This is a genomic window from Mucilaginibacter sp. GW822-FHT03E02 (assembly GCF_058801545.1).
Genome location: NZ_JBXANJ010000002.1, coordinates 1,238,710 through 1,260,941 on the forward strand (window position 1 = coordinate 1,238,710; position 22,232 = coordinate 1,260,941).

General features: G+C 43.9%; 18 protein-coding genes and 1 riboswitch. Of the genes, 11 read left to right on the forward strand and 7 right to left on the reverse strand.

Translation table 11 applies throughout. The features are described from left to right. Window positions 1-54 precede the first annotated feature (54 nt). The 5 genes from AC1RM2_RS31830 to AC1RM2_RS31850 all read left to right on the forward strand — a co-directional run bounded on the left by AC1RM2_RS31830 (window position 55) and on the right by AC1RM2_RS31850 (window position 6,664). Window positions 55-1,371 carry an IPT/TIG domain-containing protein gene (locus tag AC1RM2_RS31830; protein ID WP_492989155.1) on the forward strand — a complete coding sequence of 439 codons (1,317 nt, stop codon included), beginning with the start codon at window positions 55-57 and terminating at the stop codon, window positions 1,369-1,371. A 217-nt stretch (window positions 1,372-1,588) separates the two neighbouring features. After that, window positions 1,589-1,791, forward strand: a riboswitch (cobalamin riboswitch). Window positions 1,792-1,958: 167 nt separating this feature from the next. Beyond that, complete coding sequence (metE, locus tag AC1RM2_RS31835; RefSeq protein ID WP_492989156.1) at window positions 1,959-4,265, forward strand: 5-methyltetrahydropteroyltriglutamate--homocysteine S-methyltransferase; 2,307 nt, start codon at window positions 1,959-1,961, stop codon at window positions 4,263-4,265. A gap of 58 nt (window positions 4,266-4,323) precedes the next feature. Continuing rightward, window positions 4,324-5,328, forward strand: coding sequence for a beta-ketoacyl-ACP synthase III (locus AC1RM2_RS31840; RefSeq protein ID WP_492989157.1), 1,005 nt, complete (start codon window positions 4,324-4,326; stop codon window positions 5,326-5,328). A gap of 98 nt (window positions 5,329-5,426) precedes the next feature. Beyond that, entirely contained in the window at window positions 5,427-5,813 is a 387-nt protein-coding gene (locus AC1RM2_RS31845) for an acyl-CoA thioesterase (protein WP_492989158.1), read from the forward strand. Window positions 5,814-5,893: 80 nt separating this feature from the next. Continuing rightward, window positions 5,894-6,664 (forward strand): SGNH/GDSL hydrolase family protein, encoded by a 771-nt coding sequence (locus tag AC1RM2_RS31850; RefSeq protein WP_492989159.1) that lies wholly within the window; start codon window positions 5,894-5,896, stop codon window positions 6,662-6,664. Here AC1RM2_RS31850 and AC1RM2_RS31855 read toward each other — a convergent pair whose 3' ends face one another. Together AC1RM2_RS31855 and AC1RM2_RS31860 are read right to left on the reverse strand one after the other, a co-directional pair. Next, window positions 6,665-7,093, reverse strand: a complete 429-nt coding sequence (locus AC1RM2_RS31855; RefSeq protein WP_492989160.1) for a VOC family protein — start codon at window positions 7,091-7,093, stop codon at window positions 6,665-6,667. A gap of 173 nt (window positions 7,094-7,266) precedes the next feature. Beyond that, window positions 7,267-8,127, reverse strand: coding sequence for a YitT family protein (locus AC1RM2_RS31860; RefSeq protein WP_492989161.1), 861 nt, complete (start codon window positions 8,125-8,127; stop codon window positions 7,267-7,269). Between the two features lie 174 nt (window positions 8,128-8,301). Between AC1RM2_RS31860 and AC1RM2_RS31865 the strand changes: the two genes are divergently transcribed. Next, complete coding sequence (locus tag AC1RM2_RS31865; RefSeq protein ID WP_492989162.1) at window positions 8,302-8,694, forward strand: group III truncated hemoglobin; 393 nt, start codon at window positions 8,302-8,304, stop codon at window positions 8,692-8,694. Between the two features lie 49 nt (window positions 8,695-8,743). Beyond that, window positions 8,744-9,619, forward strand: a complete 876-nt coding sequence (locus AC1RM2_RS31870; RefSeq protein ID WP_492989163.1) for a glycoside hydrolase family 25 protein — start codon at window positions 8,744-8,746, stop codon at window positions 9,617-9,619. 49 nt (window positions 9,620-9,668) lie between these two features. On the opposite strand, the gene AC1RM2_RS31875 is transcribed toward AC1RM2_RS31870, so the two are convergent. Together AC1RM2_RS31875 and AC1RM2_RS31880 are read right to left on the reverse strand one after the other, a co-directional pair. Then, window positions 9,669-10,421: a hypothetical protein gene (locus tag AC1RM2_RS31875; RefSeq protein WP_492989164.1), complete on the reverse strand. Its 753-nt coding sequence runs from the start codon at window positions 10,419-10,421 to the stop codon at window positions 9,669-9,671. Window positions 10,422-10,446: 25 nt separating this feature from the next. Continuing rightward, window positions 10,447-11,373, reverse strand: coding sequence for a hypothetical protein (locus AC1RM2_RS31880; protein WP_492989165.1), 927 nt, complete (start codon window positions 11,371-11,373; stop codon window positions 10,447-10,449). Window positions 11,374-11,528: 155 nt separating this feature from the next. Between AC1RM2_RS31880 and AC1RM2_RS31885 the strand changes: the two genes are divergently transcribed. Beyond that, window positions 11,529-14,240, forward strand: a complete 2,712-nt coding sequence (locus AC1RM2_RS31885) for a YncE family protein (protein WP_492989166.1) — start codon at window positions 11,529-11,531, stop codon at window positions 14,238-14,240. A 6-nt stretch (window positions 14,241-14,246) separates the two neighbouring features. On the opposite strand, the gene AC1RM2_RS31890 is transcribed toward AC1RM2_RS31885, so the two are convergent. Beyond that, window positions 14,247-15,740 carry a glycosyl hydrolase family 28 protein gene (locus AC1RM2_RS31890; RefSeq protein ID WP_492989167.1) on the reverse strand — a complete coding sequence of 498 codons (1,494 nt, stop codon included), beginning with the start codon at window positions 15,738-15,740 and terminating at the stop codon, window positions 14,247-14,249. A gap of 529 nt (window positions 15,741-16,269) precedes the next feature. On the opposite strand from AC1RM2_RS31890, the gene AC1RM2_RS31895 reads away from it, so the two are divergent. Together AC1RM2_RS31895 and AC1RM2_RS31900 are read left to right on the forward strand one after the other, a co-directional pair. Beyond that, entirely contained in the window at window positions 16,270-17,700 is a 1,431-nt protein-coding gene (locus AC1RM2_RS31895; protein WP_492989168.1) for a DUF3500 domain-containing protein, read from the forward strand. A gap of 17 nt (window positions 17,701-17,717) precedes the next feature. Continuing rightward, the gene (locus AC1RM2_RS31900) at window positions 17,718-19,049 is read left to right on the forward strand and encodes a HupE/UreJ family protein (RefSeq protein ID WP_492989169.1); all 1,332 of its coding nucleotides are present in this window, start codon (window positions 17,718-17,720) and stop codon (window positions 19,047-19,049) included. A gap of 177 nt (window positions 19,050-19,226) precedes the next feature. Here the strand turns inward: AC1RM2_RS31900 and AC1RM2_RS31905 are convergent, their stop codons facing one another. Then, the gene (locus tag AC1RM2_RS31905; RefSeq protein WP_492989170.1) at window positions 19,227-19,610 is read right to left on the reverse strand and encodes a hypothetical protein; all 384 of its coding nucleotides are present in this window, start codon (window positions 19,608-19,610) and stop codon (window positions 19,227-19,229) included. Between the two features lie 54 nt (window positions 19,611-19,664). Here AC1RM2_RS31905 and AC1RM2_RS31910 point away from each other — a divergent pair, with 54 nt between their 5' ends. Then, window positions 19,665-20,057 (forward strand): hypothetical protein, encoded by a 393-nt coding sequence (locus tag AC1RM2_RS31910; protein WP_492989171.1) that lies wholly within the window; start codon window positions 19,665-19,667, stop codon window positions 20,055-20,057. A gap of 115 nt (window positions 20,058-20,172) precedes the next feature. Here AC1RM2_RS31910 and AC1RM2_RS31915 read toward each other — a convergent pair whose 3' ends face one another. After that, window positions 20,173-22,197 carry an alginate lyase family protein gene (locus tag AC1RM2_RS31915; protein WP_492989172.1) on the reverse strand — a complete coding sequence of 675 codons (2,025 nt, stop codon included), beginning with the start codon at window positions 22,195-22,197 and terminating at the stop codon, window positions 20,173-20,175. Window positions 22,198-22,232 lie beyond the last annotated feature (35 nt).

Sequence of the window (22,232 nt, forward strand, 5' to 3'; positions counted from 1 at the left end):
TCCGTCATTACAAGATATTTGTTATTTTAGGATAAAATATTACTGAATCTTATCATGACATTCTCTTTAGCAAAACTAAAACCTGCTTATTTATTCTTGTTTTTTTTATCACTGGTTATCGTAAGCTGTTCAAAAAAAGGATCGGACCCAACGCCACCTGTTGATAACACTCCAAAAGTTACAGCGCTAAGCGTAACAACTGGTATATATAATACCGAAGTAATTATAACTGGCAATAACTTTAGTACCGCGGCAGCAAACAATCAAGTATTTTTCAATGGCAAAGCAGCAACTATAACTGCTGCAACGGCAACAAAGCTTACCGTAAAAGTTCCTTTAGCTGCAGGTACGGGCCCGGTAAGTGTGAAGGTTAGTGGTAGCGCCGAGGTTACCGGCCCCACTTTTACTTATCAGCAATCATGGGTGGTAAGCACTTTTGCGGGCACCGGCGCAAAAAGTTATAAAGACGGCACCAGAACGACAGCCGAATTTAATTTCCCAACGGGACTGGCTTTCGACGGATCGGGAAACTTATTTGTTTCTGAAGAAGGAAACGATGATATCAGGAAGATCACACCGGATGGACTTGTCAGTACAATTGCCGGCAACCGAACTCAGGGCAATGATAATGGAAACGGAGCATCTGCAAGTTTTTGGAACCCTGCTGGATTAGCAATTGACAACACTGGGAATATTTTTGTGGCAGACTATGCCAACAACCTGATAAGAAAAATAGATCCGTTAAATAATGTGACGACTTTCGCCGGCCAAAGAGGTATCGGCTTTAGTAATGGACAAGGCACAGCGGCAAGCTTTGATGGCCCAACAGATATTAAAATCGATGCTTCGGGTTCTCTTTATGTTTCAGACTTCACCAACGAAGCAATCAGGAAAATAACTGTAAATGGTCTTGTAAGTACCTTTGTAAGTATAAAATCACCTGTTGGCAGTAATGTTTTTAATTTTCCATTTGGTATTACCTTTGACAAAGACAATAATTTATATGCAACCACCTACAGTTTTAAAGTTCAAAAAATAACTCCGGGTGGTGTTGTTTCCGTTTTTGCAGGTAGCGGCATTAGAGGAACCAATGACGGAGCAGCTGGCAGTGCAAGCTTTTACGAAATGTTTTTACTGGCAAGTGATAAAGACGGATATATATACGTAACAGACAGTAACTTAATTCGGAAAATTACGCCATCAGGTCAGGTAACTACGCTTGCCGGAATTGAAACTACCGTTGGATCAACTGACGGCCCTGCAAGTATTGCGACATTTAATCACCCGACCGGAATAGCAGTAGATAAATCCGGAAATGTTTTTGTGGCCGATACTCAAAATAACGTAATCCGGAAAATTGCATTTGAATAATCCCTAATATTATCGCATCAAAACATCACAAAATGCCCGGCAACAACCGGGCATTTTTATCATATAGGCGCTATGTAATTAAAGCTGGGCAGGAGCCTATTTAAAATTTCAAGTTCCAACCCACGAATTCAAAAATCATCTGCACATCTGTAATCTGAAATCTGCACATCAAAAATCTGCACATTTTTTCCCATCTTTGTCCCCAATAAAGTTCTTTACTTTTTTTCTGCAGAGTGGTTCCCGGTGTTTAAAACACAGGGATTAATAAGGAACCGTGTGTAAATCACGGGCTGTCGCGCAACTGTAAGTAACACAAAAAGGTTGTTGCCTTTAACAAAGTCCATTGTTCGCCCCCGCGCGAATGAGAAGGACGGCAACAATGTTATAAGCCAGGATACTTGCCCCTATGTAAAAGACAATGCTTTCGCGCAATGAAGCAGTAGTCGAAGAAAAAAGAATGACCTGCATGGTAGTTACGTGCCTGTATGTTACGCTTTTGTCTTTTATTACCATTTACTCCGAAAGCATACCGAAAACCGTAAGGAGCATTAAGTCAACTTAATGTTTAACCAAAAACGTTTTAGCGTATGCTCAAAAACAATCTCGGGTACCCACGTGTAGGTGCCCACCGTGAACTCAAAAAAGCCAGTGAACAGTACTGGGCCGGTAAAATTAGCCGTGAAGACCTGTTTGCCGCCGCAAGGCAAATTCGCCTGCAAAACTGGCAAACCCAGGTTGATGCCGGTATCGATCTGATCCCCTGTAACGATTTCAGCTTTTACGACCAGGTATTGGATACCTCGCTCATGCTGGGCAACATCCCCGAACGTTACACACCCGTATTAACTCAAAACAAGTCCAATACCGAAATCGACCTGTATTTTGCCATGGCCCGCGGCTATCAAAAGGATGGACTGGACGTTACAGCCATGGAAATGACCAAATGGTTTGATACCAACTACCACTACATTGTGCCGGAGTTTGTACAAAACCAGCAATTTAAACTGTTTAGCGAAAAGATTTTTGACGAGTTTATACTGGCCAAACAACATACCGGCAGCATACCAAAACCCGTATTGATTGGCCCGGTAACCTACCTTTTATTAGGCAAAGAAAAACAACCCGGTTTTGATAAGATAGACCTGATCAAAAAACTGGTGCCCGTTTACGTCGAGGTGTTAAAAAGATTAGCAAGTTATGGCGCTGTTTGGGTACAACTTGATGAGCCCTTCCTGTCGCTTGACCTTACCGACAAAGAAAAGGCAGCTTATGCTTACGCCTATATGGAAATAAGCAAACAATGCCCCGGTATAAAAGTATTGCTTACTACCTATTTCGAAAGCCTGCACGAAAACACCGAACTGGCCGTAACCTTGCCGGTAAGCGCCATTCATGTAGATCTTGTTCGCGCTCCCGATCAGTTGTACAAAGTACTCACCGTATTGCCCGATAGCCTGAGTTTATCATTAGGTGTAGTTGATGGCCGTAACATCTGGAAAAACGATTACGTACGCTCGTTAACCCACGTAAAAAAAGCTATTGCCGTATTGGGCACCGATAGGGTGATGATAGCCCCAAGCTGCTCGTTGCTGCATACGCCGTTCGATCTGGAGCTGGAAACCGCCATCATCCCCGAGATAAAAAACTGGATGGCTTTTGCCAAACAGAAACTGAACGAAATAAGCGAGCTGGCGCAGATCATCGGCGGCAATAACGAATTGCTACAAAATAACCTGCGTGCCCTTACCAGCCGCAACCTTTCAAAACTCATTCATAAGCAGGACATTAAACAACGCGTGGCAGCCATTACCGATGCCGATGCGCAGCGAGAAAGCGGATTCATTACCCGCCAAAAAATCCAGCAGCAACGCTTTAAATTACCACTGTACCCTACAACTACCATAGGATCGTTCCCGCAAACTGATGATATCCGCTCGTTAAGAGCAAGGCTTAAAAAAGGAGAGCTAACCGAAGCTCAATATGATGCCGAGATAGAAAAAGCCACCATTGACGCCATCCGCTGGCAGGAAGAGATAGGCCTGGACGTGTTAGTACACGGCGAATTTGAACGTAACGATATGGTTGAATACTTTGGCGAACGTTTGGATGGTTTCCTGTTCACCAAAAATGGCTGGGTGCAAAGCTACGGTAGCCGCTGTGTTAAGCCACCGGTTATTTATGGCGATGTAAGCCGCCCGGCGGATATGACGGTAAGGTGGAGCAGCTTCGCGCAGCAAAACACCGATAGACTGATGAAAGGCATGCTAACCGGCCCGGTAACTATACTGCAATGGTCGTTTGTTCGGGATGATCAGCCGCGGTCCGAAACTACCAACCAGATAGCGTTGGCCATCCGCGATGAAGTTGTGGCCCTGGAGGCAGCCGGCATTAAAGTAATCCAGATTGATGAGCCTGCTATTCGTGAAGGTTTACCATTGCGTAAAAAAGACTGGCAAAATTACCTGAACTGGGCGGTAAAAGCATTCCGTATTTCGGCCAGCGGCGTTCGCGACGAAACACAGATCCATACGCACATGTGCTACAGCGAGTTTAACGACATTATTGGCAACATTGCCGATATGGACGCCGACGTGATCACCATTGAAACATCGCGCTCGCAAATGGAGCTGTTAGCTGCCTTCGCCGATTTTAAATATCCAAACGAAATTGGCCCCGGTGTTTATGATATCCATTCGCCGCGCGTACCCACCGTTGATGAAATGGTAAGCCTGCTGGAAAAGGCATCTGAATTACTCCCGGCCGGCAATTTATGGGTTAATCCCGACTGCGGATTGAAGACCCGTAAATGGCCGGAAACCCAGGTGGCGCTCATAAATATGGTGGCCGCTGCGAAACATCTTCGTCAGTTAGTTGTAGAAACAATAGCATCCTGACGGGTAAAAACAGGCAATTTGCGTATACTTGCCTGTTTTTTCAGATTTTTGGCATTTTATGAGATTAAAAAGTAACGCGGTTATTACAGGGGTTGGGGGTTTTGTTCCGGATAATATATTAAGTAACAGTGATTTAGAGAAGATGGTTGACACAAACAGCGATTGGATTGTATCACGTACAGGAATTAAGGAAAGAAGGATTTTAACCGACCCTACACTTGCCACCTCAGATATGGCCGTTGCTGCTGTGAAAAATTTGTTAGAAAATACAGGTGTTTCCGCAGAAGAAATTGATTGCCTTATTATAGCTACGTCTACCCCCGATCACCTGCTTTTATCAACCGCCAGCATCGTGTGCGATAAGGTTGGTTTAAGCAACGCCTGGGCTACCGATGTTAACGCTGCCTGCAGTGGTTTTTTATATGCATACACGCTTGGTGCAAGCCTGGTGGAAAGCAACCGCTACAAAAAAGTAATTGTAATTGGCGCCGACCAAAACAGCGCTATCATTAATTATAAAGACCGTAATACCTGTATCCTTTTTGGCGATGGCGCCGGCGCTGTTTTACTGGAGCCTACCACCGAGGATATAGGTTTAATTGACAGCGTTTTTAAAACAGATGGCCATGGCCGCGAATACCTGCTGGTACCTGGTGGTGGTTCAAAAATTCCGGCTACTGTTGATTCTGTTGAGGCGAATCAGCATTACATTCGCCAGGAAGGCAGAATTGTTTTTAAAGCAGCTATTAAAGGCATGACAGAAACCTGTACCGAGGTATTAAAACGCAACGATATGACGATAGATGATGTAAACTGGCTGATACCTCACCAGGCCAATTACCGCATTATCCATGCCGTTGGCGAAAACCTGGGCTTACCCGAAGATCGTGTTAAGGTAAATATCGACAGATATGGCAACACCACAGCTGCCACCATACCACTTTGCCTTTGGGATTTCCAGAACGATTTCAAACACAACGACAACGTTATTTTTACCGCCTTTGGCGCCGGCTTTTCATGGGGCGCAACCCTGTTAAAATGGGGCACCTTGAGGAAAGCGTAAGCAGCCCCACCCAACCCTCCCCGGAAGGGAGGGCTTTATAAATTTTACACACATTTAATTCAAGTCTCCCCTACCGGGGGAGATTTAGAGGGGGCTAAATGACCATCGAAAAAAGAATAAAAGCATCCGAAACGCGCATTTTTAAAACCGTGTTCCCTAATAATACCAACCATTACGATACGCTGTTTGGCGGCTCGGCTATGGCCATGATGGATGAGGTAGCGTTTATAACCGCCACCCGTTTCACCCGAAAAAGAATGGTTACTGTATCATCCGACAGGATTGATTTTAATAAACCGATCCCGGCGGGTACCATTATCGAACTGGTAGGCTCGGTATCACACATTGGCAATACCAGTATGAAAGTTTTGGTCGAGATTTTCATAGAAGAGATGTACTCTTTTGTACGCGAAAAGGCCATTACCGGTACATTTACCTTTGTGGCTATCGACGAGCATAAACACCCGGTAAAGGTTGTGGATTAACGTAATTAAAATCTCTGCTTTAACTAAAACGCCTATATTTATACCCGTTAGTAAAAATCAACACAGGTTATATTCTGGCAATGGGCACAAACAACACCAATAAAAGACGAGACTTTATCAGGAAAATTGGCTTAGGTGCAATTGGCACCCTGGCCACGCCTTATGTGTTTGCATCTCCTCAAAAAACTGTTAAAGCGGACGTTTCACCCAAAACCATCCTCTTCCAGGGCGATTCCATAACCGACGGCGGGCGATCATACGATAAAGATTGGAACCATATTATGGGCCAAAGTTTCCCGTACCTGGTAGCAGGCAGGCTTTGGTTTGATCATCCCGACCAGCAAATGATGTTTTTAAACCGTGGCATTAGTGGTCATACCGTGCGCGACCTGCAGGTGCGCTGGCAAAAGGATACTTTAGATTTGAAGCCCGACATCCTGAATATTCTGATTGGTGTAAACGATGTACACCATGTAATCCACAATAACAATCCCACAACGGTTGATCAGTTCAGGGACGATTATGATGCCCTGCTTAATCAAACTAAAACCGCGCTCCCCGATATAAAATTGTTGATTTGCGAACCATTTATTTTGCCGATTGGCCAGGTAAATGCTGATTTAAAACGCTGGCAGGACGAATTAACGCCGCGACAATTAGTGGCTAAACAACTGGCGCAAAAATACAATGCCGTTTTTATACCGCTGCAGGCCATATTTAATGCGGCACTCAAAAAAGCGCCAGCCGAATTCTGGATCTGGGATGGAGTGCACCCTATGCCGGCAGGGCACGAATTGATAGCCCGTGAATGGATTAAGGCAGCAAAAAAGAATTACGGTTTCCCGGCTTAGTTAAACTGCAAACAGTTGCCCCATATCCTTAAAAGCCTTAAACTCCAATGCGTTTCCGGATGGATCAAGGAAAAACATGGTGGCCTGTTCGCCGGGCAGGCCTTTAAAACGAATGTAGGGTTCAATAACAAATTTCACGTTCAGGCTTTTTAATTTAGCCTCAAGCGCAACCCAGTCATTCCATTCCAGTACCACACCAAAATGGGGCACCGGTACATCGTGACCATCAACCGGGTTAAAATGATGTTTGGCATCATCAACCGGTTTAGGTTTCAAATGGATAACAAACTGGTGACCATATAAGTTAAAGTCTGTCCAGTTAGTATCGCTGCGGCCCTCACCGCAACCTAAAACTTCGCGGTAAAATTTGCGGGCTTCGTCCAGGTCATAAACCGGCACAGCAACGTGGAAAGGTGTTATTTTACTCATAATTATGTATAAAGTCTTGAGTCAAAAGTCTTAAGTCAAAAAAGAAAAACTTATAACTTTACTATCAAAATCTATTCTTCCTTGACTTATGACTTAAAATTCCACTTATAATTAGTGCCATCATATATATTGTTTCTTGACTTAGAACTTAAGACTATCGACTAAGGACTTCCTCAATGTAATCCTTTACGTTTTAACAATCCCCCGGTGGTATCATCCACGCTTTGCTGTACAATAAATGCCTTAGGATCTATCCGCAGGATGGTTTGTTTTAACGACGGAATCTCCAACCGGGTGGCAACGGTAAAAATAATATCCCGTGGATCGTTTACGTGCCCGTCCTTACCGTAACCGCTTTTGCCCTGGTAAATGGTTACCCCCCTGCCAAGTGTATGCGTAATTGCCCTGCGGATAGCTTCGCTATGGGTAGATACTACCGTGATGCCCGAATACTGCTCAATACCATTCAAAATAAAATCTATCATTTTTGCCGCAGACATATAAGTTAATATGGAATACATGGCCGGCTCAACGCCCAAAAGGAAAGCAGCGAGCCCGAATATCAATACATTCAGCAGCAAAATAAAATCGCTCACTTTTAACAGCTGGGTTCGTTTGCTAATGAGTACGGCAGCTATCTCGGTACCATCAAGCACGGCGCCGCCCCGCATGGCCAGGCCGCTACCCGTACCTATAAAAACGCCGCCAAAAACCGCCGTAAGCAACTTATCATGTGTTACATCCGGAAAATGGATAACTACCAGGCTTACCGATAGCAAACCAATGGCAATAGTGCTTTTTATGGCAAACCACAGCCCAAGCTTTTTATAACCCAGCCACAAAAAAGGCACATTAATTAAAAAAATAAGTAAAGAAATGGGTATGGCCGAGATATCTGCAACCAGCATTGATACACCTGTTACACCTCCATCAATAAAATGGCTCGATAACAGGAACCCCTTAAGACCAAAACCGGCTGCCAGAATACCCAACCCGATAGATATTGATTCTTTGATGATCTTCATTACCTTCATGCCCAAATATAATTTATCCGGCGCTAAAATGGGTTTTAATAAAGAAGATAACCAAGAAAAGGACTGGTTATTTTATCTGTTCAAAGTCATAACCTGCCCTTATTTGAGATTCGGGAGTCAGAATTTCGGATTTGTTCGATTTTTGATTAGTTACTATCTAAATTTGATTCGACAATGGATAATAAACATGATATAACTTCATTAGATGATATCAAGCTGTTAGTCGACGCCTTTTACACCAAAGTTGCCGAAGATACCCTGCTTGGCCCAGTTTTTAACGAACGTTTGGGTGATAGCTGGTTGCCGCACCTTAAAAAAATGTATACCTTTTGGCAAACCCTGCTCTTGCAGGAACATACGTATAACGGCGCCCCGTTTCCGCCTCATGCGCGCTTGCCTATTGACGAAAAGCATTTTAATGAATGGCTGAATTTATTTACAGCTACGGTTGACAGTCTTTTTGCCGGCGAAAAGGCCGATGAAGCCAAATGGCGTGCCGGTAAAATGGCCGAAATGTTCCAATATAAAATAGCCTATTTTAAAAATAATCCGCTTAATATTGTTTAGCTATCTGTTTACCGGGCAATATGCGGGTGCATTTTAGTAATTTTGCCTTGTGCCACCACCTGTTAAAAAAACACCTGCCAAAACCACAGTTCCGGTAAAACGGAAAGCTGCCGCGAAGAAAAAAACATCGTCCGCAGTTCCTACAGGATGGATATTTGCTGCTATTGGCTTACTACTCATAGTGCTTTCTCCTTTTTATTATGGCTATGTTTTAAAAACGGCAACCGCAACCTGGCGATGGATCCTGGATGCCGGCGAACCCACCAATTACCGTACTTACAAAAGTTTTGGCGTGCGCATACCGGCCAATTATACGGTGCACGGCATTGATGTGTCATCGTACCAGGGTAAAATAAACTGGCAAAAGGTAAAGCAAATGAACGAGGATGGCGTACACATCAAGTTCGCTTTTATTAAGGCAACCGAAGGCGTTTTAATGACTGATCCCTATTTTCAGCGCAACTGGCGCGAAGCCCCGAAGGCCGGCCTCATTTGTGGTGCGTATCATTTTTTTCTGCCTCAAAAAAGCGGCTTATGGCAGGCTAAATTCATGCTGCAAACGGTAAAAATTGAAAAAGGCGACCTGCCGATGGTTGTTGACGTAGAAAGACTATACCGTACTACGCCCGAAAAAATGCGTATCCAGCTTAAGCTGTTCATTCACCAAATAGAAACTAAAACCGGTGTAAAACCCATTATTTACACCAACCTAAGTTTTTACCGGGACAACCTGCAAGGCTATTTTGACGAGTACCCGCTGTGGATAGCCCACTATTACCAACCCCAGTTAAAGGTAAGCAGCAATACCAACTGGCAGTTTTGGCAACACTCCGACAGGGCCCATATCAATGGCATTAACGAAAGAGTTGATATGAGTATTTTTAAAGGCGATACTACTGCTTTTGAAAAATTGCTGGTGAAGTAATGTTGAGGTCTGATATTTTATATTAACAGTTTATTATCGATTTTCTCTTTTATATATTTTTTAACCGTGGCCTTGTCCGTTCAAAAAATGCCTTATAGTCGTTCTTAAATTCAGGCTTGGCAATTCCGGGGAAACCACAATTTTCCATGCAAATTCTCAAATAACCGATAAACGTAGTTTCGTTTCCCTCGTTTAAAAACAAGCTATCAATGCTTGGCTCCCTTGTGATTTGAATTGAATAAGGCGGGCCACCACTAATATTATCTTTGTGTAAATAATCCGCCGCTACTTCCAAATACGCATCTAAAGAATCTCCGGCATCAAGACCTTCCTCCATATATGTCGCCCAATCACCATCGGCAACATAAGAAACGAGATCATCAAGACTGTTAATTTGTATAGGATCGGCACATGACCATAATAGCTCTGGTTTATTCTCATAGCCCCATCCAAAATCAACTGATCCAACAATCTCATAAAACAGCCTCAAAGAAAGAGGAATATATCCGAAATCCTTAACAGCTTCTTCCAGTTCAATTAATAACTTGTGTGTATTTGGTAGCGGATCCAACAATGGGCGATCTGAATTACATTGAAATTCAGATTTAAAGGCATAGTTGAGCTTCTTTAGTTCCGAAAAAATAACATTCAGGTTAAAGACGACTCTGTTGAATGTTTCGATTAGAACGTTTTGAATATCTTCAAAATGCGCGACGGTAAAAGCATCTTTTCCTAAGCTATGGATATCGGTATAAACAGCGCGCCCGTCTTCACCATTTATATAACGGTCATAAAACTTCATATGGATTAAACTTACAATTAAAAAATCACCCCGTTACCCCTTCTTTCTTATAAACATTCATCAAGCTATCGGCCCGGTACCTATGTCCCTCCTTTAAAAAGGTATAGTATGGCGCTACGAGTTTAGCGGCAGCTGATGAGGGGTATTTATCCAGCAGATAGCTGTAAGCGTCTTTAAAATAATCGCTTAAATTGTTTTTATCATCCATAACCCAGGTGTTATCGGTTCCCTGGAGCAGTGCCTGCAAATAACTTTTTTGGTTAATGGCAGCATCGGCAATACTTATAAAACCGGGGTTGTCCTTAACAAATTGCTCCCACCATATTTCCCTGTCTACCAACTGCTTTGCGCTTATAATTATCGAAGCATCCTCCACGTAAATAGCCTTATTCTCCTTATTCAATTGCTCCAGGTACACCTTCATGACCGGCGAAACGGAATCATAAAACCACCTGGCTATAAAATCCCTGTCTTGCCCCACATAGGTATCCCCTTCTTCCATAATAATTGTAAAACCGTTATCGTTTAATTGCTTCAGGTATTTTGCAACTTTTACCGGCAGTTTACCTGGCTTTACTTTATTGATGAGTATAGTATCGCTTCGGTCGGCACGGTTAAAATGGGTATCATCCAGGCTATTATCCAGCTTATCATAGTATGCGCTAAAAATCAAAAAAGCGGTATCGCAAGAGGCAGGTGCTTGTCCTTTAAATAAATCTGCATACCTTCTCGCGGCCTTCATGGCATTTTCAGGATCGGTAAAATTTAAAGATTTAATAAATACCACATACTGATTAAACAAGGGGTTTGTATATTGCGGCTTATTGATGGTTGAAGTTTTTGCCGGCTTATTAGCCTTAACAGCATGTTTCGTTTCTGCCGAAGGTTGCTTTTTATGTGAACAAGCGCACAACACAATTAAACACATACACAGGAGTACACAGTTTTTCATGGCAGAATGGAAGTATCTTGCATAAATATGAGCAATTTGTTTGGAAACAGAAAGCGCACCGATAAGTCGATGACTCCGCTACATGCCTCGGAAGTGCATAATATATCAAAATCTTTAGCGCTGAAAGGCCTCTATCATCCAGAACATCTTTTACTATGAAAATATCTACATTATCTTTTTGTGCTTTATTGATCGCGATGTTTTCTGCCTGTCATTCGGTTATAACCGATGGCGCCAGCGGCAACCAGGAACAAACCAATATGCACAGCACGTATGACGATAGCACCTTAAACAATAAGATATTGCCTGTTATGATGCCTTATAACCGGCTGATTGACCCTGCCGGCAAAGTGGTGCGCTTTGGCGATCCCAATTTTGAAAACCATAGCCTTGATATCAAACTGATCCCCGGAACCTCGGTTTTAGCCGTTGAAGACCGGTACGGCATTACCCTCATAGATTCGGTTGGCAGCAAGGTTATAGCACAATGGACTTATAACAAGGATAAACAATACGGCGGCCTGATGAGCACTTACTCGGGATTAAAAGTCCATAAAAATGGCACAGAAATACAGATTTTCTGGAGCGCCGCCAATGGCGATTCGCATAAATCATTTGTGATGCAAGCCATATGGAACGGACAAGATATCAGTATTAAAAACGCATTTGAATTTAAACCAGCTTCGCCATCACCATTGGCATTACCCAATGAACTGGTTATTAACAATGAAGCAGGTACCGATTATTTATATGTGGCTTTAAACGGCAACAACCAGCTTGTAAAAATCAATCTAAGCACCGGCCAAACTGTTTATACTAAACCAACCGGGGTAGCGCCCTATGGCCTTGCCCTTGTTGGGCAGCGCCTGTTCATCACCAACTGGGGCGGGGCCGAGCCAACTGATACAACCGGCAGGGAAACCGCGGGCGTGCCTTATGGCAAAACCTACATCGACCCAAAAACCGGCGCGACAAGTTCCGGGAGCGTACAGGTATTTGATATTGCAAGCGGCAATGCGCTGAAAGAAATTTCCGTTGGCCTGCACCCCAATGTTATCATAGCCGATAAAAGCAACCGTTTTTTATATGTTGCCAATGCCAACAGCGATAACGTATCCGTAATAAACGCTGCAACTTTTAAGGTGATTGAAACTATCCCTGTACGGTTGATGCAGGATAAAAACGGCTATATAGGCGATTCGCCAAACGCTTTGGCCCTCGGCAACGATGGTTATACATTGTACGTTGCCAACGGGCTTGATAACGCGGTTGCGGTAGTTCGGCTTGGCTCAACTTCATCAGCCAATGGCAGGGGCAAAACAGTTGTTAAAGGCTTTATCCCTACCGAGGCTTATCCCGGCGGCTTACTGGTTGTTGATAATACCCTTTTTGTAACCAACCTGGAAGGCGAAGGATCAAGGGTAAGCACCAAAGAGTTTAAAGCCGGGCCGCAGGTACCTGATGATGTTACCGCTTATAACTCGCACCACGAAAAGGCTACGGTATCTATCATTCCATTGCCTGATGATGAGTTATTAAAAACATATACCAACCGTGTTAAAACGCTTAACCTAACCTTCAGGCAGGATATAGCACAACTGGTGCCGCGCAAAAACATAGCCCCAAAGCCAATGCCTGATCGTATCGGCGAACCATCGGTATTTAAACACGTACTGTATATCATCAAAGAAAACCGCACTTATGACCAGGTTTTAGGCGATTTGCCGCAAGGCAAAGGCATGCCCTCGTTGTGTATTTATGGCGATAGCGTCACCCCAAATCAGCATAAACTGGCCAAAGATTTTGTGTTGCTTGATAACTACTATGCATCGGGCAAATGCTCGGCCGAAGGGCATCAATGGACTGATGCCGCCATGGTGACTGACTATGTAGAAAAAAACGTACGCGCCTGGTTCCGCAGCTACCCCCATGTGCAGGAAGACGCATTGGTGTACGATAAGAAAGGCTTTATATGGAACAATGCCGCCGACCATGGTAAAAAAGTAAGGATTTACGGCGAGGCTTCGGCACCGCATTATGATGAAAAACTTAGCTGGACGGATATGTACAATAATTATAAAGCCGGCATCCCGCTTAAATTTTATAACACCAGTACTATATCAAGGGTGAGGCCCATGCTATCGCAAAACTACCCCGGATCGGACGAGTTGAAAATAACCGACCAGATACGGGCCTCAGCCTTTATTGATGAGCTAAAAGGTTATGAAAAACAAGCCGGCGATGAATTGCCCGAACTGGTGGTAATGGCCCTATCAACCGACCACACGCAAGGTACACGGCCAGGCCTTCCTAAACCGGAAGCTATGGTGGCCGATAACGATCTTGCCCTTGGCCGCATTATTGAAGCCTTATCCAAAAGCCGTTTCTGGAAAAACACCGTGATATTTATTACCGAGGATGACTCGCAAGCCGGGTGGGACCACGTATCTGCTTACCGTACAACAGGCTTTGTGGTAAGTCCGTACAGCCAGCTGCAAAAAACAGTATCAACCAACTATAACCAAACTTGCGTTGTACGGTCGATAGAGCAAATATTGGGCATTCCGCCGATGAATATTATTGATGCAACCGCCCTGCCCATGTTCAGCTGCTTTAGCGACAGGCCAACTGCCTACACTTACAACGCTGTGCCAAACCGCATCCCGCTAAATAACATCAACCCTAAACTTGCCGCGCTTAAAGGGCAGGCTTTGTATTTTGCCAAAGCATCATCAAAACCGGAGTTTGACCACATCGATGGCGGCAACGACGACATGCTGAACCGCATTTTATGGTACGCCGCAAAAGGTAAAAAAACTTACCCCGCAAAATTAACCGGCAAAGCCGACAAAGATGATGATGATTAAACAGGGCTATTTATTTTTTGACGAGATAAACCGTATACCATCAGTATGTTCGCCAATGAGGATATTCGCCATATCTGCCGTTTTGTAATAGGGCGGCTTTCCGGGCATATCATCGGCAATGCCAATACCGTTAATCTTTAAATTTTCAAATACAACATTTTTTATACGGCGGTCATTATCATACCCCGCAATCACCGAGATATTGGAATGACGGCCATGGAAATCAATGTCTTTAAAATAAATATTTTGTATCCCCCTGCCCGGCGAAGTATTGTAATAGTGATTAAACATTACCCTGATATTAACAAGCTGCCCCTCCCTGAAATCTTCTACCCGGATATTTTCAAAACTAAATTGGTTTAGCAGATTGCTATCACCCGCATTTAGCGCAATACAACCCTGGTAATCAATCTGATGCTCGTGCTGCTCCAAGATATCTATATTTTTAAACGTCATATTTTCAAGCGTATCCGGGTTGTTGGTGTCTCCGTGGGTACCAATTAATATCGGGTGGGCAACATCTGCCCAAAGCGTTGCGTTGGTAACAGTTATGTTTTTGGTGTTGCCATAATAATTCCACCTGTGGCCATAAATGGCGATACAATCGTCTGAATTTCGCATAAAAATATCGCTGATGGCAACATCCGAGCTACAAAAAACATCAATCCCATCAGCATTTCCTTCAAAGCTAAACGACTTAAAATTACTGATCTTCACCCCTGCCGACTGGCCGATAAGCACACTGTACTTATGTGGCAAAACAATGATTCCGCTTACTTCAACGTTTTTTGAAAACGTGATGGTCAGCTGGTCGTTACGGGAACCGGGTATAGCGGCGGGGCTGATTTTCTTGATGTCTGTTTTTTGTAAAACGGGCAATTGAGTCAAAATTCCACGGCCCAGGATCCGTACGTTCTCTACTTTATCAATAAGTATCTGCCCTTGTACAATGGCACCACCTGCTAAATAGATAGTTTGGTTCGACCGGGCTTTTAAAAGCCCGATGCGATGTATCCCCGGACCAAAATAGGTTACACTGGTATCGGCCCACGATGGGTGGAAAGTTTCAAGCGGATTGGCAAACAACTGCAGGTTATGAAATATATCGCCGTTTATCTCGATGGAAAGATTCCGGGGTTTATCCAAAAAAAAGCTAACTTCATTTGATTGTATTTTCGGCGATATGCCAAAACTCAACGGCCTCACCCGGGCTTGCTTCACAGTGCCTCTGTTATAAGTAACGGCAACCTCCACTACACCAGAAAAATCAAAATAAGCAAAAGAGCTAAGCTGATATTCGCTTTTTGTATTTACAACGTTAGCAACCTTGGCCATATAGGTAGGCACGGTTTTCCATTCCTTTCCATTTTGCCTTATTCTTACAGTAAAATCGGTTGTTAAAGCTGCTCCGTCAGGAGCCTTATAGGTTATAAGTTGGGCTTTTACAAGGTTAGTAATACATAACAACAATAAAAACAGGGTGATAATTCTTTTTTTCATTAAATATAAATAGTTAAAACTCCCGGCGCATACCTCCCGTCGGCACAAATCTTCGCATCGAATCAACCTACACCTAACTTCAAGTAGCCCCCGGTGATGTATCCAGAGAAGCAAATGGGTTGGTAATGGTTACCGATTGAAGATTTTATAAAAATCGCCCGAAAAAGAAGAAGAAGAAGGCGGTAGTCAGGCCAAATACAGGGGGTATTTTTAGCGCATCACCGTTAAAAACAAGCAAAAATGAGCTATCTGTTCATATTTAAACATAACGCGTCCGTAAAACATAAGTATTAGTTATTACTTAATGCTTACTTTTTTGATTAACCAAACTATCGTTGCAGCTCCAATTCCCGGGCTTATTTTTTCAGATTAAACAAATCCCTTGTTGTATATTTTGTATAAAACATCGCCGCTTGCCGCCCTTTCATCACCACAATAGCCCCGTTTATCGATAACATCTATCGTCCCCAAAATATTGGCAATACTTTCGGATAAGTAAACGATAACAAAATATTAAATTAATTAAATCATGAAAAAGTTAATACTTTCTGTAGGGTCGGGCTTGCTACTGACGGTCTGCATCCTGGTAGCTTGTAAGAAAAGCAGCTCAACTGATGGAACAACAACAACTACCACCACAACAACCACAACCGCTTCAGTTTCGGCTTTAACCTGCGGTTCGGCAGTGGTATCATCAACTGCAACTGTTAATACCGTATTTAGCGGTAGTGCCACCATACCATATACTGGTGGTAACGGCGCTACTTATACCGCAGGTAGCGCAATCTCTTCAACCGGTGTTACAGGCCTAACGGCAACTTTAGCTGCGGGCACCCTGGCCAGCGGGGCGGGCAATATCACATATGCCATTGCCGGTACACCAACATCAACAGGTACCGCTTCTTTTTCAATTACCTTTGGCGGGCAAACCTGTAGTTTCACAGTCACTGTAAATGCAGCAAGTACATCTACAACGGGTTGCTCTACTTCAAGCACCATTGCATCAAAAGTAGTATGCTTAGCCAACGCTTTTTTAGCAACGCTTAGCACGTCGCAGCAATCATCTGTTGTACTTACACTTAACCTCACCAATGCAAAAAGATGGTCGAACCTGCCATGCGGGGTTTCATGCAGAAACGGATTGGCGTTTAGCAGCTTAAGCAGCACACAATTAGCAGCAGCTAAAGCGGTTGCAGCGGCAGCTTTTGGAACAACAACCGGCGAAGGTTATGACGAGTTTTCACAAATTATGGCTGCCGATGATTACCTGGGGCAAACTGCTTCCGGCTATTCTTCCGGTAACTATATTATCGCATTTTTGGGCACCCCAAGTACAACAGGAAAATGGATGTTACAGATTGGCGGGCACCATTACGCACAAAATATCACCTACGATGCGGGTGTCGTTACCAGTATCACACCTTTACACCAGGGAGTAGAGCCTAAAGGTTCATTTACTTTAAGCGGAACTACTTATAGCGGCCCGCTGGAATCAGAACATACCGCAATGCAGGATATGCTTGGTTCTTTCACAAGTACCGAATTGGCTTCGGCAAAAATATCCAGTACTTTTTCAGACTGCCTGATGGTACCTGGCTCTACTACTAACACTTTCCCAACCACTAAACAGGGAATTAAAGTTAGCACGCTTAGCACTGCTGCACAGGCAAAAGTACTGGCAGCCATGATGCCATGGATCAACGACGTGGATGCTACTGCTGCCGCCGCATTTACAACCATTTATCAAAATGAGCTTGCAAGTACTTACGTTACCTATGCCAGCAATACATCTGCTGTTGCCGGTACCGCCAGTTCATTTTTAACAACAAATACCGATTATGTGAGGATAGACGGGCCAAGCGTTTGGATAGAATTTATTTGCCAGACAGGTGTGGTGCTTTCGGGAATTCACTACCACACTGTAATGAGAGACCATACCCGTGATTACATAGGTTTATAAAAAGAATCATAGAAATTATGCAAAACATCTTTTCGATAAACAGTCGCCATAAAAACAGTTGGCGGCTGTTTATTTTTGTATCCGTTTTTGCTGTTACAGCATTAAGGCCAACCATTTCAAGCGCCCATCAAACGCCCAATACGCTTGTTTTTTTAGATGCAAGCCCGAACAGGGTTGCCCTGGAACTCCAAATGCCCTTATCAGAACTGGAACTTGCTTTTGGCAACAACATCTCTAAAAATCCCGAAACACTTATTGATAAATTCGGCACCCGGTTAACAGAATACCTCAAAGCGCATATACACGCTTATTTGAAGAAGACCGCTCCCTGGAATGTTGAAATAGTAGCTTTGAGAATGGATAAAGGGAAATACATTGAAAATGGCATCGATTATTGGGAAGTAGTTGCCAACGTGATTATCATCCCGCAACCGGGCGAAAGTACCCGGAAATTTATGCTCGACTATGACGTTATTATGCACCAGGTTGTAAACCATGCAGCCCTTCTTTCCATCCGCAGCGATTGGGAGACAGGAAACTTAAATGCTCCCTCGGCTGATGCCATGGTTATCAGCTGGAATACCAAAGATAATGTGATATACCCATTGGAAATAAATTTGCAACAGGGAAGCTGGTTTAAGGGTTTCAAAAGCATGTTCGCCTTAGGTATGCAGCATATTAAAGAGGGGACCGATCATTTGCTGTTTTTGATAGTTTTGCTGTTACCTGCAGCATTATTGACAAAAAACAAGCAATGGGGCAAGTTTGGCGGCACAAAATACAGTATCCTGAGGTTATTGAAAATTGTCACCTCGTTTACAATTGGCCACTCTGTTACGTTGCTCATTGGCGCCTTAGGTTGGTTAAAACTGCCTGCGCAACCGGTAGAAATAGCGATTGCATTTTCCATTTTAGTTTCCGCGGTCCATGCCATAAAGCCCATTTTTCCGGGGAAAGAAATGTTTGTAGCAGCGGGCTTTGGTTTAATACACGGCTTGGCGTTTGCATCCATATTAGCTAACCTTAACCTGGGCGCAGGTACTATGGCCCTAAGTATTTTAGGCTTTAATTTGGGTATAGAGGTAATGCAGCTGTTTGTTGTTTTAATTACTATTCCGTGGTTAATTTTACTAAGCCAAACGTCAATTTATAAGTACGTGCGGGTTGGCGGCGCCGTTATCTCGGGTATAATTGCCATCGCATGGATGCTGGAGCGTGCCACACAAACGCCTAATTTTGTTTCGGCTTTTGTAAATAAAGCAGCGCAACAAGCCATGTGGGCCATACTACTGTTAGCAATTTTGGCATTGGCAAGCTTCGTGTTAAAAAGGCGTGTTGCCTGTTCATGATGAAACAGGTACCGCAGGTTGGCGACATTATTGGAAGTGGGGGCGACACTGTGTTCCAGATTACACTGCAGTTTTTTGGGGAAGGTGATTGGCCTGGCTAAATAAAACATCAATTGTGGCGTTGTTAACCGGCTGACCAAGGAAAGAATCAACGTGCCGCAAGCAAAAAACCGTGCTTTAAAAGCCTTTAAATAAAGTCACGCTTTTAGGTGTCACTTTGCCTATCCTTTTGTCTTTGCGCGATACCAGTTCACAAAGCTGTATGGCGGCACTTTCAAAATCATCGTGGCTGTTGCTGAGCAGCAACCAGGCTGTATCAAATGACTCGCCCTCATCAAAAGAAAAATTGGTGATCGCCGCAATTTCCGCCTTCAAACTGGCGTGATCATCCCGTTTTGTGCATACCCAGATGCCGTTATGCTGCGGATTTTTTTCGGTCTCCCGGAAGATCAGTACGATCTTTCCGTCGAAATAAAGATAAAACATCCCCACAGCCGGCTTAACGATAACGCCGGAAGGCAGGTAATCCAGCAGGAAGTCAAAAGGCATTGCTTTTTTCATTGGGCAGTATTTTGTTCATTAAATATAATCAATTGGTTTTGCTTATCTTAGTATATGAGCATTACGGAATTTATTAGCGATGCACCCGCAGAAAGGCAGGCCTTTTTGACTACACTGCATGAAGCGATCATAGCGAACGACCCAACAATTATCCCTGTCATCAAACTAATGATGGGCAAAGAAATGATTTTATACGAGGAACGCGGCGTTATGAAATACGGGCTGGCCAGTGCAAAGGCTTACATGTCGTTACACTGCCTGCCCATGTACATGAACCCCTCGCTGCACCAGCAATTTGAAAAGCTGCTGCCGGATGCTAAATTCCAGAAGGGTTGCATCAATTTTAAAGATGAATCCGAAATGTCTGCCGCGGCCTTGACCACGCTGATCGCTGCCTGTTCGGGTATAAGTATTGCAGACATGCTGGAAAAACGAAAAAGAAAATAGCCGGCCAATAAAATGCACTCGTCCCAAATTTGAGGGCATGTTCGGATGACTGCTTAGTTTATGCGCTGGACCTATAAATGATTATAAACATGGTCATGGTCAATTAGTAATGGGATTATTTCTCCAAAGTTACCTGATCAAAGCTAATGGTAGTGGGCGTTGCTATTGAGCCGGAAGAAACGGCCAGGCCTGCTAATAACGATTTCTTTGTTTGGCTGGTCACCGAACCAATTTTTGTCCAGTTTTTTCCATCAACTGAAGAGAAGCCGGAGAATACCTCCCCCTTTCGCTGTAAACAGAGCCAATAATACCCCGTGAGGCGGCTGAAAGTAACTGCCGGCTCGGTAAGCAACTGGTTTGATGTAACAGTTTTTGTTTCATTCCCTGCTAACTCCCGGGAAAGCAGACTGGTGTACCAGCGTGGCGCCTCCGCCTGACCCGATGGTTCAGGTTTTACTATCAAAGCTATCTGCAGCGCATTAACCGTTAACCCTTCGCGGATAACCAGGCCAAAACCAGTAAACTGTGAACTGACCTGGGGAACGTACCGGCATGTGATGGCCCCATCGCGGTTTAAAGCAGTGTAAATAAATTTAAACTGATTATGTAAGCTGTCGATACCCATCCCTTTTGCTGTTATAGTAAATTGCTGTCCATCAAAAACCGCGGTATTTTTTTGTTCTTCGTTATCTCCAATATCTGCCTGTTCCCAATTTGCCCGGAAACCCGTTGTGATGCTAACCGGATAAGCAGTTGCGCCCCTGCCCCATTTATTAGCCGCAGAAACTATATAATAATAGGTTTTCCCTTTTGACACTTTATTATCCTGGTATAACGCATGAGTGATATGGCTGGCTATAACCAAATAAGGTCCATTTCTATTTCCTGCTCTTTTAACAGTATAATAATCCGCGCCTACAGCGGCTATCCAGGTTACAGTATTACCGTTTAATGAGGTTTTAGCTAACAGACCCGCCGGTGCTGCCGGAATGGTATTGACATCATATTTCCCGTTTACCGATGCCGTTCTGGAATAAAGCAGCGTTCCAAAACCCACATGATCGGCCCCCGGTAGCCCCTGCTGTTCCGGCCTGATCTTTTCGGCAGCCTGCCGGGTATAGGGGGCTGCTAAACCCATCCGGTTTACGTAGTGATTATAAATCTGTTCGTACACCGCCCGTAGCCTCCCCCTGCCTTCTGACGATAGCTGCTGATGCAAATATTTACCCGTTTTGTCCATTGCGGGTGCATAAGGCACATCCTGCCCAAGGTTATATCTGGCGGTATATTCAAATCCCTTTAGTAAACGGCTATCTGCATAAGCATATAAGTTTAATCCCTGGTGCCAGCCCATTTCCGCGCAATCGCCTAAATGGGCGATGCCCAGTTGCGTATGACTTTGATCCCGGCCGCTTTCCTGGCATTGACCAGCGTCATTAATAATATAATTAACCAGACTTCCATCACCTGCGCCATCAATATAATAGTGTAAAGCCCGTTCAAATATGGGGCGGTCGTTGCAAAAAACACCTATTGCCATCATGGTTTTCATGGCAGCCGCATCCCAATTACCGTTGGCAAACGGAGCAAAATTTTTGATAACAGGGTATATCACTTCGCGAAAATGCTTCTCTGTATTTTGAATGTCTGATGCGGACCAACCCGAATGGGTATAGCGCAGGATCTCGGCAGCATTCACCATTTTAAATGGGCCAAGCCCGGCCATTAATACAGCATCGCGCCCGGTAATTGATTTTAATGCTGATGACCATGCATTAACAATTGCTATAGCTTTATCAGCATAAGCCTGTTGACCGGTAAGCGCCCACATCAATGCATTTTGATAAGCAGCATTAGCATCTGCATCATAAATACCCTGCCCAATAGTCGGATTCCGGCCTACCATTTCCATCGGCCCCTGCATGTGATAAGTGCTTTGCGATTGCGGATGCACCTGGAGAACCAGGAACCCGCTGTATATAGGTTCCAGTTTTTCTTTTATTGCTGTTTTCATCCGTGCTATATCCTCCGAGTTTTGCAATAATCCGGGATGTGTAAACAACTGCGCCTTTGCAAAATCAGCAAAGCACAGTAATAAAAAGCAGTATAGAAGTAAACATATTCCTTTTATATAATTCATGATTTATTTATGGTATTGTAATTTATAAGATGTTC